At 70.7% G+C, this 13544-nt stretch carries 12 protein-coding genes; 11 read left to right on the top strand and 1 reads right to left on the bottom strand.

From position 1 onward, the window contains the following. Positions 1–31 precede the first annotated feature (31 nt). Positions 32–598 carry an elongation factor P gene (efp, locus tag AB0K02_RS05775; protein WP_177153303.1) on the top strand — a complete coding sequence of 189 codons (567 nt, stop codon included), beginning with the start codon at positions 32–34 and terminating at the stop codon, positions 596–598. 2 nt (positions 599–600) lie between these two features. Continuing rightward, on the top strand, positions 601–1029 hold the full coding sequence (gene nusB, locus AB0K02_RS05770) for a transcription antitermination factor NusB (protein WP_365991099.1): 429 nt from the start codon (positions 601–603) through the stop codon (positions 1027–1029). Between the two features lie 1082 nt (positions 1030–2111). On the opposite strand, the gene bldD is transcribed toward nusB, so the two are convergent. Beyond that, entirely contained in the window at positions 2112–2612 is a 501-nt protein-coding gene (bldD, locus tag AB0K02_RS05765) for a transcriptional regulator BldD (protein ID WP_005319862.1), read from the bottom strand. 230 nt (positions 2613–2842) lie between these two features. Between bldD and pyrR the strand changes: the two genes are divergently transcribed. The 9 genes from pyrR to AB0K02_RS05720 all read left to right on the top strand — a co-directional run bounded on the left by pyrR (position 2843) and on the right by AB0K02_RS05720 (position 13543). Continuing rightward, positions 2843–3418: a bifunctional pyr operon transcriptional regulator/uracil phosphoribosyltransferase PyrR gene (pyrR, locus tag AB0K02_RS05760; RefSeq protein ID WP_365991098.1), complete on the top strand. Its 576-nt coding sequence runs from the start codon at positions 2843–2845 to the stop codon at positions 3416–3418. An 89-nt stretch (positions 3419–3507) separates the two neighbouring features. Continuing rightward, entirely contained in the window at positions 3508–4485 is a 978-nt protein-coding gene (locus AB0K02_RS05755) for an aspartate carbamoyltransferase catalytic subunit (protein WP_365991097.1), read from the top strand. A 4-nt stretch (positions 4486–4489) separates the two neighbouring features. Next, positions 4490–5803: a dihydroorotase gene (locus AB0K02_RS05750; protein ID WP_365991096.1), complete on the top strand. Its 1314-nt coding sequence runs from the start codon at positions 4490–4492 to the stop codon at positions 5801–5803. Between the two features lie 17 nt (positions 5804–5820). Then, positions 5821–6402 carry a hypothetical protein gene (locus AB0K02_RS05745; RefSeq protein WP_365991259.1) on the top strand — a complete coding sequence of 194 codons (582 nt, stop codon included), beginning with the start codon at positions 5821–5823 and terminating at the stop codon, positions 6400–6402. Continuing rightward, positions 6399–7574, top strand: coding sequence for a glutamine-hydrolyzing carbamoyl-phosphate synthase small subunit (gene carA, locus AB0K02_RS05740; RefSeq protein WP_365991095.1), 1176 nt, complete (start codon positions 6399–6401; stop codon positions 7572–7574). Before AB0K02_RS05745 ends, carA begins: the two co-directional genes overlap by 4 nt. After that, positions 7567–10875, top strand: coding sequence for a carbamoyl-phosphate synthase large subunit (gene carB / locus AB0K02_RS05735; RefSeq protein ID WP_365991094.1), 3309 nt, complete (start codon positions 7567–7569; stop codon positions 10873–10875). Before carA ends, carB begins: the two co-directional genes overlap by 8 nt. A gap of 59 nt (positions 10876–10934) precedes the next feature. Further along, positions 10935–12044: a quinone-dependent dihydroorotate dehydrogenase gene (locus tag AB0K02_RS05730; protein ID WP_365991093.1), complete on the top strand. Its 1110-nt coding sequence runs from the start codon at positions 10935–10937 to the stop codon at positions 12042–12044. Then, positions 12041–12889: an orotidine-5'-phosphate decarboxylase gene (pyrF, locus tag AB0K02_RS05725; protein ID WP_365991092.1), complete on the top strand. Its 849-nt coding sequence runs from the start codon at positions 12041–12043 to the stop codon at positions 12887–12889. The genes AB0K02_RS05730 and pyrF overlap by 4 nt, the downstream gene beginning before the upstream one ends. Positions 12890–13219: 330 nt before the next feature. Then, positions 13220–13543, top strand: a complete 324-nt coding sequence (locus tag AB0K02_RS05720; RefSeq protein ID WP_005319887.1) for an integration host factor — start codon at positions 13220–13222, stop codon at positions 13541–13543. Position 13544 lies beyond the last annotated feature (1 nt).

The following is a 13544-nucleotide window of genomic DNA, read 5'->3' as shown; positions in this document are numbered from 1 at the left end:
CACCAGCGTCAGTCCAGGAGATTCCGCAACCGTGGCTTCCACGAACGACCTCAAGAACGGCATGGTGCTCAAGCTCGACGGAGGCCAGCTCTGGTCCGTCGTCGAGTTCCAGCACGTCAAGCCCGGCAAGGGCCCGGCCTTCGTGCGCACCAAGCTCAAGAACGTGCTCTCCGGCAAGGTCGTCGACAAGACCTTCAACGCAGGCGTGAAGGTCGAAACGGCCACCGTCGACCGCCGCGACATGCAGTTCTCGTACATGGACGGCGAGTACTTCGTCTTCATGGACATGCAGACCTACGACCAGCTGATGATCGACCGCAAGCAGGTGGGCGACGCGGCGAACTTCCTCATCGAGGGCTTCACGGCGAGCGTCGCGCAGCACGAGGGCGAGGTGCTCTACGTCGAGCTCCCGGCCGCCGTCGAGCTCACCATCCAGCACACCGAGCCCGGTGTGCAGGGCGACCGCTCCACCGGCGGCTCCAAGCCCGCCACCCTGGAGACCGGCTACGAGATCCAGGTCCCGCTGTTCATCACCACCGGTGAGAAGATCAAGGTCGACACCCGTTCGGGCGACTACCTCGGCCGGGTGAACAGCTAACCGTGGCTGCCCGTAACAAGGCCCGCAAGCGGGCCTTCCAGATCCTCTTCGAGGCCGACCAGCGCGGGGCGTCCGTGCGGACGGTCCTCGCGGACTGGGTCCGGCACGCCCGTTCCGACGACCGTCAGCCGCCGGTCGCCGAGTACACCATGGACCTCGTCGAGGGCTACGCGGAGCACGCGGAGCGCATCGACGAGCTCATCGCCACGTACGCGGTCGGCTGGACGCTGGACCGGATGCCGGTCGTCGACCGCAACATCCTGCGGCTCGGTGCGTTCGAGCTGGTGTGGATGGACGAGACGCCCGACGCGGTGGTGATCGACGAGGCGGTGCAGCTCGCGAAGGAGTTCTCCACCGACGAGTCGCCGTCGTTCGTGAACGGCCTGCTGGGCCGTTTCAAGGACCTCAAGCCGAGCCTTCGCCGCGACTGAGCCGCGCGGCGGCGCGACCGGCTTCACCGGGCCCGGGCAGAAGACGATCGTCTTCTGCCCGGGCCCGGTGCTTTCCGGCCACGCCGAGCACGCTGCGCCCCGACCACGCGCCGAAAGGATCCGGCCACGGGTGGGCCCTGTGAGGATTCCGTGCGCACCGATGTGGCGCCGGGGGCGCCCGCAGCGCCGCCGCCGGAGCCGTCTCCGGCCCGCCGGGCCGGGCCCGAGCTGCCCCGCGGGACCCCCGTTCGGCTTCCGGCTGCGCTGAGGTCTGCCCGGCCCACGACGTGGTCGCGGCCCGGGATGCGGCCGTGCGAGCGTTTGCGGCCGGGGCGTGCCCGAGGGGCCGCCGCCTGCGTTCCGGCTGCGCTGGGGGCTGCTCGGCCCACGACGTGGTGCGGCCGGGGGTGTGGCCGTGCGAGGCCCGTGGGCGGCTCGTCTCCGAAGGGCCGCCGCCCCTGTTCCGGTCGCGCTGGGGCCCGCTCGGCGACGTGGCCACGGCCCGATGATGTGCGGCCGTGCCAGGGTCTGTGGGCGGCTCGTCTCCGAGGGGCCGCCGCCCGTGTTCCCGTCGGGGTCTGCTCGGCGACGCGGTCACGGCCCGGGATGCGGCCGTGCGAGGGCCTGCGGCCGGGGCGTGTCCGAAGGGCTGTTGTCCGGCTTCCGGCTGCGCTGGGGGCCGCTCGGCCCACGACGTGGTCGCGGCCCGGAATGTGGCCGTGCGAGGCACGTGGACGGCTCGTGTCCGAAGGGCCGCCGCCCACCATCCCGCTTGCCTGGGATCCGCTCGGCGGGCGCAAGCCCCCACCCCGCGCCGGAGCCCGGCATCCGGCCTTCCAGGTGCCCGCGAGACACGGCGCCCGCGTCCAGGCCGCTCCGGGGCTCGATGGCCAGGGCCTCCGTATTGCCGGGACGTGTGGCCGGCGATGACGGTCCCGTCGCACAACGGCGCTCCGCCGGGGCGCGGCAGCGCCGCACACCGCGCTCGCCGTCTTCTCGGCCGGCCGTGCCCGCATGACGAAGGGCGGGCCGGTCCGAGCCGGTCCCGCCCTTCGACGTGACGTTTTTTCAAAAAAGTGGGATCAGCTCTCTTCGTGCGCGACCGCACGACGCGCGTCCGCGTCCAGCACGCCCCAGCTGATCAGCTGTTCGGTCAGGACCGAGGGCGACTGGTCGTAGATCACGGCCAGGGTGCGCAGGTCGTCCTGGCGGATCGAGAGCACCTTGCCGTTGTAGTCGCCGCGCTGCGACTGGATCGTCGCCGCGTAGCGCTGCAGCGGGCCCGCCTTCTCCTGCGGGACGTGGGCCAGGCGCTCCAGGTCCAGGACGAGCTTCGGCGGCGGCTCGGCGGCCCCGCCCGGCGTCGTGCCCGGAAGCAGCTCCTGCACCGGGACGCCGTAGAAGTCCGCGAGCTCGGCCAGGCGCTGCACGGTCACGGCGCGGTCGCCGCGCTCGTACGAGCCGACCACGACGGCCTTCCAGCGGCCCTGGGACTTCTCTTCCACGCCGTGGAGGGACAGTCCCTGCTGGGTGCGGATGGCGCGGAGCTTGGCCCCGAGCTGTTTTGCGTATTCGCTGGACATATAGCTCCCCGGACGCTGTGACAACGTGCGGCTCCGCCGCGCGACTGGTAACTCACTGTGAGGTTACGCAGCGTGACTTGGCTGAGTCAAGCCGAATGATCCGGACCGGTTTCGGCCACGGGCCGGCCTACCCGGATCAGTACACCTATCAAGCACTGGTAACGTGGACGGCGCAATTCCGACGTCCTTTAAGAACCGTCCCGTGAGGCGGAGAAGGAGGTCCGTTTCGTATGGACACGCACAACTCCGATGCGGCCCGCCCCGTTCTCGAGGCTCCCGACATCGCGCGGGTACTGACCCGTATCGCCCACGAGATCGTCGAACGCGCCAAGGGTGCCGACGACGTGGTGCTCCTCGGCATTCCCACCCGCGGCGTCTTCCTCGCCCGCCGGCTCGCCGACAAGCTCGAAGGCATCACCGGCCGGAAGGTGCCGGTCGGCTCCCTCGACATCACCATGTACCGCGACGATCTGCGTCTGAAGCCCGCCCGCGCGCTGGCCCGGACGGAGATCCCCGGTGACGGCATCGACGGCCGTCTCGTCGTCCTCGTCGACGACGTGCTCTTCTCCGGCCGCACCATCCGCGCCGCGCTCGACGCCCTCGGCGACATCGGGCGCCCGCGCGCCGTGCAGCTCGCGGTCCTCGTCGACCGGGGCCACCGTGAACTGCCCATCCGCGCCGACTACGTCGGCAAGAACCTCCCCACGTCGCTGCGCGAGACGGTCAAGGTCCAGCTCGCCGAGGAGGACGGTCGCGACACCGTGCTGCTCGGCCTGCGGGAGACCGCCGCGGCCGGCGAGCGGTAGCACCTCCGTACGACCACCCCTCGTACGGCGTGCGCTGCTGCGCGCCCGCATGTCTTACGAACCTCCACAGACCTGGAGACACCACCCAGATGATGCGCCACCTCATCTCGGCCGCCGACCTCACCCGCGACGACGCCGTCCTCATCCTCGACACCGCCGAGGAGATGGCCCGGGTCGCCGACCGGCCGATCAAGAAGCTCCCCGCACTGCGCGGCCGCACGGTCTGCAACCTCTTCTTCGAGGACTCGACCCGCACCCGGATCTCCTTCGAGGCCGCCGAGAAGCGCCTGTCCGCCGACGTCATCAACTTCGCCGCCAAGGGATCGAGCGTGTCCAAGGGCGAGTCCCTCAAGGACACCGCCCAGACCCTGGAGGCCATGGGCGTCGACGCCGTCGTCATACGGCACAGCGCCTCCGGCGCCCCCTACCGCCTCGCCAACTCCGGCTGGATCGACGCGCCCGTCATCAACGCCGGTGACGGCACCCACCAGCACCCCACCCAGGCCCTGCTCGACGCCTTCACCATGCGCCGCCGGCTCGTCGGCAGGGACGCCGGGCTCGGCCAGGACCTGGCCGGCAAGCGGATCACGATCGTGGGAGACGTCCTGCACAGCCGGGTCGCCCGCTCCAACGTCGACCTGCTGCACACCCTCGGCGCCCACGTCACGCTCGTCGCGCCGCCCACGCTCGTGCCCGTCGGCGTCGAGACCTGGCCCTGCGAGATCTCCTACGACCTGGACAGCACCCTGCCCAAGTCCGACGCCGTGATGATGCTGCGCGTCCAGCGCGAGCGCATGAACGCCGCGTTCTTCCCGACCGAGCGCGAGTACTCGCGCCGCTACGGCCTGGACGGCGACCGCATGGCGCGGATGCCCGAGCACGCCGTCGTGATGCACCCCGGACCGATGGTCCGCGGCATGGAGATCACCGCCGAGGTCGCCGACTCCGACCGGTGCACGGTCGTCGAGCAGGTCGCCAACGGCGTCTCCATCCGCATGGCCGTCCTCTACCTGCTGCTCGGCGGCAACGAATCCGACGCCCCCAACCCCCGTACCGAGGAGAAGTAAGACCATGAGCAAGATCCTTATCCGCGGTGCGAAGGTACTCGGCGGCGAGGCGCAGGACGTCCTGATCGACGGCGAGACGATCGAGGCCGTGGCCACCGCCCGGCAGGGCGATATCGAGCGCAGTGGGCTCTCCGACGAGGGCACCCGGGTGATCGAGGCCCACGGGCAGATCCTGCTGCCGGGCCTGGTCGACCTGCACACCCACCTGCGCGAGCCCGGCCGCGAGGACTCCGAGACCGTCCTCACCGGCACCCGCGCCGCCGCGAGCGGCGGCTACACCGCCGTCTTCGCCATGGCCAACACCTTCCCGGTCGCGGACACCGCCGGCGTCGTCGAGCAGGTCTACCGGCTCGGCAAGGAGTCGGGCTACTGCGACGTGCAGCCCATCGGCGCCGTCACCGTCGGCCTGGAGGGCAAGAAGCTCGCCGAGCTCGGCGCGATGCACGAGTCCGCGGCCGGCGTCACCGTCTTCTCCGACGACGGCAAGTGCGTCGACGACGCCGTGATCATGCGCCGCGCGCTGGAGTACGTGAAGGCGTTCGGCGGCGTCGTCGCCCAGCACGCCCAGGAGCCCCGGCTCACCGAGGGCGCCCAGATGAACGAGGGCATCGTCTCCGCCGAACTCGGCCTCGGCGGCTGGCCCGCCGTCGCCGAGGAGTCGATCATCGCCCGGGACGTGCTCCTCGCCGAGCACGTCGGCTCCCGGGTGCACATCTGCCACCTGTCGACCGCAGGTTCGGTCGAGATCGTCCGCTGGGCCAAGTCCCGCGGCATCGACGTCACCGCCGAGGTCACCCCGCACCACCTGCTCCTGACCGACGAGCTCGTGCGCTCCTACAACCCGGTCTACAAGGTCAACCCGCCGCTGCGCACCGAGCGCGACGTCATGGCGCTGCGCGAGGCGCTGGCGGACGGCACGATCGACATCGTCGCCACCGACCACGCCCCGCACCCGCACGAGGACAAGGACTGCGAGTGGGCCGCGGCCGCCATGGGCATGGTCGGTCTGGAGACCGCCCTGTCCGTGGTCCAGCAGACGATGGTCGAGACCGGGCTGCTCGACTGGGCAGGCGTCGCCGACCGCATGTCGTACGCGCCCGCGCGCATCGGACAGGCGGCCGGGCACGGGCGGCCCGTCTCGGCAGGTGAGCCCGCGAACCTCACGCTGGTCGATCCGGCATACCGTGGTGTCGTGGACCCCGCCGGCTTCGCCTCCCGCAGCCGCAACACCCCCTACGAGGGCCGTGAGCTGCCGGGACGCGTCACGCACACCTTCCTGCGGGGCCGTGCGACGGTCGTGGACGGGAAGCTGGCGTGACACCTGCACTCATCACCATGGCGGCGGAGCGGAAGTCCGCGGAGGTGACCGACTGGGCGGCCCGCCTCGGCTGGGTCGCCGGACTGCTGCTCTTCATCGCCTTCGTCTACTGGCTGATGCGCCAGGGCTGGAAATGGCGCGGCAGCCTCCAGTCCGACCTGCCCGAGCTCCCGGCCGTGCCGGAGCGGCTCAATGAGGCGAAACTGACGATGAGCGGCCGGTACCACGGCTCCACGACCGCCGGCCAGTGGCTCGACCGGATCGTCGCCCACGGCCTGGGCGTGCGCAGCCGGGCCGAGCTCACCCTGACGGACGAGGGACTGGCTGTCGTACGGCCCGGTGCCGTGGACTTCTTCGTACCGAAGGAGGCGCTGCGCGAGGCCCGGCTCGACAAGGGCATCGCCGGCAAGGTCCTCGCCGAGGGCGGTCTGCTGATCGTCACCTGGGAACACGGCGGCAAGCTCATCGACTCGGGCTTCCGCTTCGACCACGCGGCCGAGCAGAGCACCTGGGCCGACGCCCTCACGGCACTCGTCCGGGGCACGACCCCCGGCACCCCCGAGAACATGATCAAGACGACGGAAGGCACCGCACGATGACGACCTCCACCAGGGGATCCGCCTTGAGGCAGAAGGCGTCTCCCGCCGTACTCGTCCTGGAGGACGGCCGCACCTTCCGCGGACGTGCCTACGGGGCCGTGGGGGAGACCTTCGGCGAGGCGGTGTTCAACACCGGCATGACGGGCTACCAGGAGACCCTGACCGACCCGTCGTACCACCGCCAGGTCGTGGTCATGACCGCGCCGCACGTCGGCAACACCGGCGTCAACGACGAGGACGACGAGTCGAAGCGGATCTGGGTCGCCGGCTTCGTGGTCCGTGACCCCGCCCGCATCCCGTCCAACTGGCGCTCCCGCCGCTCCCTCGACGAGCAGCTGGCCGCCCAGGGCATCGTCGGCATCAGCGGCATCGACACCCGCGCCCTCACCCGCCACCTGCGCGAGCGCGGCGCCATGCGCGTCGGCATCTTCTCCGGCGACGCGCTGGCCGACGACGCCGGCCTGCTCGCCCGGGTCCAGCAGGCGCCCGAGATGAAGGGCGCCGACCTGTCCGCCGAGGTCGCCACCACCGAGGCGTACGTCGTCCCGGCCATCGGCCCCGACGGCGAAGCCGTCCCAGTCGGTACAGCGAAGTTCACCGTCGCCGCCCTCGACCTGGGCATCAAGGGCATGACCCCGCACCGCATGGCCGAGCGCGGCATCGAGGTGCACGTCCTGCCCGCGACCGCCACCGCCGACGACGTCTACGCGGTGAACCCCGACGGCGTGTTCCTCTCCAACGGCCCCGGCGACCCCGCCACCGCCGACCTGACCGTCATCAAGGCGGTGCTGGAACGCCGGACCCCGCTGTTCGGCATCTGCTTCGGCAACCAGCTGCTCGGCCGCGCGCTCGGCTTCGGCACGTACAAGCTGAAGTACGGCCACCGCGGCATCAACCAGCCCGTGCAGGACCGCACGACCGGCAAGGTCGAGGTCACCGCGCACAACCACGGATTCGCCGTCGAGGCCCCCCTCGACAAGGTCTCCGACACCCCCTACGGCCGTGCCGAGGTCTCCCACGTCTGCCTCAACGACAACGTGGTGGAGGGCCTCCAGCTGCTCGACCAGCCGGCCTTCAGCGTCCAGTACCACCCCGAGGCGGCCGCCGGCCCGCACGACGCCGCGTACCTCTTCGACCGCTTCGTATCCCTGATGGAGGCCGAGCGTGCCTAAGCGCACCGATATCCAGTCCGTCCTGGTCATCGGCTCCGGCCCGATCGTCATCGGCCAGGCCGCCGAGTTCGACTACTCCGGCACCCAGGCCTGCCGCGTCCTCAAGTCCGAGGGCCTGCGCGTCATCCTGGTCAACTCCAACCCGGCCACGATCATGACCGACCCGGAGATCGCCGACGCCACCTACGTCGAGCCGATCACGCCCGAGTTCGTCGAGAAGATCATCGCCAAGGAGCGCCCCGACGCGCTGCTGCCCACCCTCGGCGGCCAGACCGCGCTCAACACCGCCATCTCCATGCACGAGCAGGGTGTGCTGGAGAAGTACGGCGTCGAGCTGATCGGCGCCAATGTCGAGGCCATCAACAAGGGCGAGGACCGCGACCTGTTCAAGGAGGTCGTCGAGGAGGTCCGGCGCAAGACCGGCCACGGCGAGTCCGCCCGCTCGGTCATCTGCCACTCGATGGACGACGTCATCAAGGGCGTCGACACGCTCGGCGGTTACCCCGTCGTGGTCCGCCCCTCCTTCACCATGGGCGGCGCGGGCTCCGGCTTCGCGCACGACGAGGACGAGCTGCGCCGCATCGCCGGCCAGGGCCTCACGCTCTCCCCGACCACCGAGGTGCTCCTGGAGGAGTCCATCCTCGGCTGGAAGGAGTACGAGCTGGAGCTGATGCGCGACAAGAACGACAACGTCGTGGTCGTCTGCTCCATCGAGAACTTCGACCCGATGGGCGTCCACACCGGTGACTCCATCACCGTCGCCCCGGCGATGACCCTCACCGACCGCGAGTACCAGCGCCTGCGCGACATCGGCATCGCGATCATCCGCGAGGTCGGCGTGGACACCGGCGGCTGCAACATCCAGTTCGCCGTCAACCCAGAGGACGGCCGGATCATCGTCATCGAGATGAACCCGCGCGTCTCCCGCTCCTCGGCGCTCGCCTCCAAGGCCACCGGCTTCCCGATCGCCAAGATCGCCGCGAAGCTCGCCGTCGGCTACACGCTGGACGAGATCCCGAACGACATCACGGAGAAGACGCCGGCCTCCTTCGAGCCGACCCTCGACTACGTCGTGGTCAAGGCCCCGCGGTTCGCCTTCGAGAAGTTCCCGCAGGCGGACTCCACCCTCACCACCACCATGAAGTCGGTCGGCGAGGCCATGGCCATCGGCCGCAACTTCACCGAGGCGCTCCAGAAGGCCCTGCGCTCGCTGGAGAAGAAGGGCAGCCAGTTCTCCTTCACCGGCGAGCCCGGTGACAAGGACGAGCTGCTGCGCGAGGCCGTGCGCCCGACCGACGGCCGGATCAACACCGTCATGCAGGCCATCCGCGCGGGCGCCACGCCCGAGGAGGTCTTCGAGGCGACGAAGATCGACCCCTGGTTCGTCGACCAGCTGTTCCTGATCAAGGAGTACGCCGACGAGCTCGCCGCCGCCGAGAAGCTCTACCCGGAGCTGCTCGCCGAGGCCAAGCGCCACGGCTTCTCCGACGCCCAGATCGCCGACATCCGCGGCCTGCGCGAGGACGTGGTGCGCGAGGTGCGGCACGCGCTCGGCATCCGCCCGGTCTACAAGACGGTCGACACCTGCGCCGCCGAGTTCGCCGCCCGGACCCCGTACTTCTACTCGTCCTACGACGAGGAGTCCGAGGTCGCCCCGCGCACCCGGCCCGCCGTGATCATCCTCGGCTCCGGCCCCAACCGCATCGGCCAGGGCATCGAGTTCGACTACTCCTGCGTCCACGCCTCCTTCGCGCTGCACGACGCCGGGTACGAGACCGTGATGGTCAACTGCAACCCGGAGACCGTCTCCACGGACTACGACACCTCCGACCGCCTGTACTTCGAGCCGCTCACGCTCGAGGACGTGCTGGAGATCGTGCACGCCGAGTCGCTCGCCGGTCCCATCGCCGGTGTCGTCGTCCAGCTCGGCGGCCAGACGCCGCTGGGTCTCTCCCAGGCGCTGAAGGACAACGGCGTCCCGGTCGTCGGCACCTCTCCGGAGGCCATCCACGCCGCCGAGGACCGCGGCGCCTTCGGCCAGGTCCTCGCCGAGGCCGGTCTGCCCGCGCCCAAGCACGGCACGGCCACCACCTTCGCCGGCGCCAAGGACATCGCCGACGAGATCGGCTACCCGGTCCTGGTCCGCCCGTCGTACGTGCTCGGCGGCCGGGGGATGGAGATCGTCTACGACGAGGCGCGGCTGGAGGCGTACATCGCCGAGTCCACCGAGATCTCCCCGACCCGCCCGGTGCTGGTCGACCGCTTCCTCGACGACGCGATCGAGATCGACGTCGACGCGCTCTACGACGGCCACGAGCTCTACCTCGGCGGCGTCATGGAGCACATCGAGGAGGCCGGCATCCACTCCGGTGACTCGGCCTGCGCCCTGCCCCCGATCACCCTGGGCGGCTTCGACATCAAGCGCCTGCGCGCCTCCACCGAGGCGATCGCGAAGGGCGTCGGGGTCCGCGGCCTGATCAACATCCAGTTCGCGATGGCCGGCGACATCCTGTACGTCCTGGAGGCCAACCCCCGCGCCTCCCGGACCGTCCCCTTCACCTCGAAGGCGACCGCGGTGCCGCTGGCGAAGGCCGCCGCGCGCATCTCGCTCGGCGCGACCATCGCCGAGCTGCGCGAGGAGGGCCTGCTGCCGAAGAGCGGCGACGGCGGCACCCTGCCGCTGGACGCGCCGATCTCCGTCAAGGAGGCCGTCATGCCGTGGAGCCGCTTCCGCGACGTGCACGGTCGCGGCGTGGACACCATCCTCGGCCCGGAGATGCGCTCCACCGGCGAGGTCATGGGCATCGACTCCGTCTTCGGCACGGCGTACGCCAAGTCGCAGGCCGGAGCCTACGGACCGCTGCCCACCAAGGGACGCGCGTTCGTCTCCGTCGCCAACCGCGACAAGCGCTCGATGATCTTCCCCGCGCGCGAGCTGGTCGCCCACGGCTTCGAACTGCTCGCCACGTCCGGCACGGCCGAGGTGCTCAAGCGCAACGGCATCAACGCCACCGTCGTGCGCAAGCAGTCCGAGGGCCCGGGGCCGGACGGCGAGCGGACCATCGTCCAGCTCATCCACGACGGCGAGGTCGACCTCATCGTCAACACCCCGTACGGCACCGGCGGCCGCCTCGACGGCTACGACATCCGTACGGCGGCGGTGGCCCGCTCCGTACCGTGCCTCACGACGGTCCAGGCGCTCGCCGCGGCGGTCCAGGGCATCGACGCCCTCAACCACGGCGGCGTGGGCGTCCGATCGCTCCAGGAACACGCGGAACACCTGATCGCGGCCCGCGACTAGCAACCCATGAGGGGGACACCGGAAACGGTGTCCCCCTCCTCATGAGGACACCACTTCCCATGTACAAGTTCTTCTTCCACCTGGTCTTCAAGCGCATGGACCCGGAGGAGGCCCACTACCTGGCCTTCCGGTGGATCCGCCTCGCGGTCCGCGTCCCCGTTCTGCGCACCTTCGTCGCCGCGGTGCTCGCCCCCCGCTACGAGGAGCTGCGCACCGAGGCCCTCGGACTGCGCATGCACGGCCCGTTCGGGCTCGCGGCCGGTTTCGACAAGAACGCCGTGGCCATCGACGGCATGGCGATGCTGGGCTTCGACCATGTCGAGATCGGCACGGTCACGGGGGAGGCCCAGCCGGGCAACCCCAAGAGGCGGCTCTTCCGGCTGGTCCCGGACCGCGCCCTGATCAACCGCATGGGCTTCAACAACGAGGGCTCCGCCGCGGTCGCCGAACGACTGCGCACCCGGGTGCCGGTCTTCAGGACCGTCGTCGGCGTCAACATCGGCAAGACCAAGGCCGTCCCGGAGGCCGAGGCCGCCGCCGACTACGTGAAGTCGACCGAGCGCCTGGCCGCCCACGCCGACTACCTCGTCGTCAACGTCTCCTCGCCCAACACCCCCGGCCTGCGCAATCTCCAGGCCACCGAGTCGCTGCGCCCGCTGCTCACCGCCGTGCGCGAGGCGGCGGACCGCACGGTCACCGACCGCCGCGTCCCGCTCCTGGTCAAGATCGCCCCCGATCTGGCGGACGAGGACGTCGACGCCGTGGCGGACCTCGCCCTCGAGCTGGGCCTCGACGGCATCATCGCCACCAACACCACGATCGCCCGTGAGGGCCTGGGGCTGACGTCCTCGCCCGAGCTGGTCAAGGAGACCGGCGGCCTGTCCGGCGCACCGGTCAAGGCGCGCTCCCTGGAGGTCCTGCGCCGCCTGTACGCCCGCGTCGGCGACCGCATCACCCTCGTCGGCGTCGGCGGCATCGAGAACGCCGAGGACGCCTGGCAGCGCATCCTCGCCGGTGCCACCCTCGTGCAGGGCTACAGCGCCTTCATCTACGAGGGCCCCTTCTACGCCCGCGCGATCCACAAGGGCCTCGCCGCACGCCTCGCGGCCAGCCCGTACGCCACCCTCGCCGATGCCGTCGGCGCCGAGACGCGAAAGGTCACCGCATGAGTCCTCTGGAGCCCTTCGGCGCACGACTGCGCCACGCCATGGACACCCGTGGCCCGCTGTGCGTCGGCATCGACCCGCACGCCTCGCTGCTGACCGCGTGGGGGCTGAACGACGACGTCGCCGGCCTGGAGCGGTTCACCCGCACCACGGTCGAGGCGCTCGCCGACCGGGTCGCCGTACTGAAGCCGCAGTCCGCGTTCTTCGAGCGCTTCGGCTCGCGCGGCATCGCCGTCCTGGAGAAGGCCGTCGAGGAGGCACGGGCCGCCGGCGCGCTGGTCCTCATGGACGCCAAGCGCGGCGACATCGGCTCGACCATGGGCGCGTACGCGGAGACGTTCCTGCGCAAGGACTCGCCGCTGTTCTCGGACGCCGTCACGGTGTCCCCGTACCTCGGCTTCGGTTCGCTGCGACCCGCGCTCGACCAGGCCGTGCTGAGCGGCTGCGGCGTCTTCGTCCTGGCCCTGACCTCCAATCCGGAGGGCGCCGAGGTGCAGCGCTCCACGGCGGCGGACGGCACGTCCCTGGCGCAGCTGATGCTGAACCACATGGCCGCCGAGAACGAGGGTGCCGAGCCGCTCGGTTCGGTCGGCGCGGTCGTGGGCGCGACGCTGGGCGACGCCGGTGTGGACCTCGACATCAACGGCCCGCTGCTGGCTCCGGGGATCGGCGCCCAGGGGGCGACCCCGGCGGACCTCCCCGGTGTCTTCGGCTCGGCCGTCGGCAGCGTGCTGCCGAGCGTCAGCCGCGGTGTGCTCAGGCACGGCCCCGACCCGGCCGCGCTGCGGGCAGCCGCCGAGCGGTTCACGGACGAGGTGCGCGAGGCGGTGGCGTCGGCCGGGGTCTGACCGGCGACATCGGGCAGCGCGTGCGCTGCGGGGCACCGTCCGCACGCGCTGAGTGACCGCCGAGACGCCCGGCCGTCGGTCCATGCAGGACTTCTCGGCCGAAAAGCGGGTCGTTATGTCTGAAATGTCCTGGTCGGTCGATGCTGACCAGGACTTTTCGTCTGTTCTCGCTGACTGGAGCGGTGATGGCCGCTAGTCTCCGTCGAAGAGCGAACGTGCAGGCAGCGTCCCGCAAAGGCGTCCTGCGTTGCTCGTTGCTCCCCTGGTGTGGGGCGACTAGGTTCCTCACCGGTCCGTATCCGACAGTTCGACATCCGAGGTGACGTAGGCGTGGCTCTTCCGCCCCTTACCCCTGAACAGCGCGCAGCCGCGCTCGAAAAGGCCGCCGCGGCTCGCCGGGAGCGGGCCGAGGTCAAGAATCGACTCAAGCACTCCGGCGCCTCCCTCCACGAGGTCATCAAGCAGGGCCAGGAGAACGACGTCATCGGCAAGATGAAGGTCTCCGCCCTCCTCGAGTCCCTGCCGGGCGTGGGCAAGGTCCGCGCCAAGCAGATCATGGAGCGGCTCGGCATCTCCGAGAGCCGCCGGGTCCGTGGTCTCGGCTCCAACCAGATCGCTTCCCTGGAGCGTGAGTTCGGCGGCGGCGCCGCCTGAC

The organism is Streptomyces sp. NPDC049597 (assembly GCF_040675505.1).
GTDB lineage: Bacteria > Actinomycetota > Actinomycetes > Streptomycetales > Streptomycetaceae > Streptomyces.
Note: the sequence above shows the minus strand (reverse complement) of the source record. Positions and strands in the feature narration are given on the sequence as shown.

Excerpts from the sequence above, each read along its gene's own strand:
- bldD (WP_005319862.1), bottom strand. The coding sequence starts at position 2,612 with ATGTCCAGCGAATACGCAAAACAGCTCGGGGCCAAGCTCCGCGCCATC.
- pyrR (WP_365991098.1), top strand. The coding sequence starts at position 2,843 with ATGGACACGCACAACTCCGATGCGGCCCGCCCCGTTCTCGAGGCTCCC.
- AB0K02_RS05755 (WP_365991097.1), top strand. The coding sequence starts at position 3,508 with ATGATGCGCCACCTCATCTCGGCCGCCGACCTCACCCGCGACGACGCC.
- AB0K02_RS05750 (WP_365991096.1), top strand. The coding sequence starts at position 4,490 with ATGAGCAAGATCCTTATCCGCGGTGCGAAGGTACTCGGCGGCGAGGCG.
- AB0K02_RS05745 (WP_365991259.1), top strand. The coding sequence starts at position 5,821 with ATGGCGGCGGAGCGGAAGTCCGCGGAGGTGACCGACTGGGCGGCCCGC.
- carA (WP_365991095.1), top strand. The coding sequence starts at position 6,399 with ATGACGACCTCCACCAGGGGATCCGCCTTGAGGCAGAAGGCGTCTCCC.
- AB0K02_RS05730 (WP_365991093.1), top strand. The coding sequence starts at position 10,935 with ATGTACAAGTTCTTCTTCCACCTGGTCTTCAAGCGCATGGACCCGGAG.
- pyrF (WP_365991092.1), top strand. The coding sequence starts at position 12,041 with ATGAGTCCTCTGGAGCCCTTCGGCGCACGACTGCGCCACGCCATGGAC.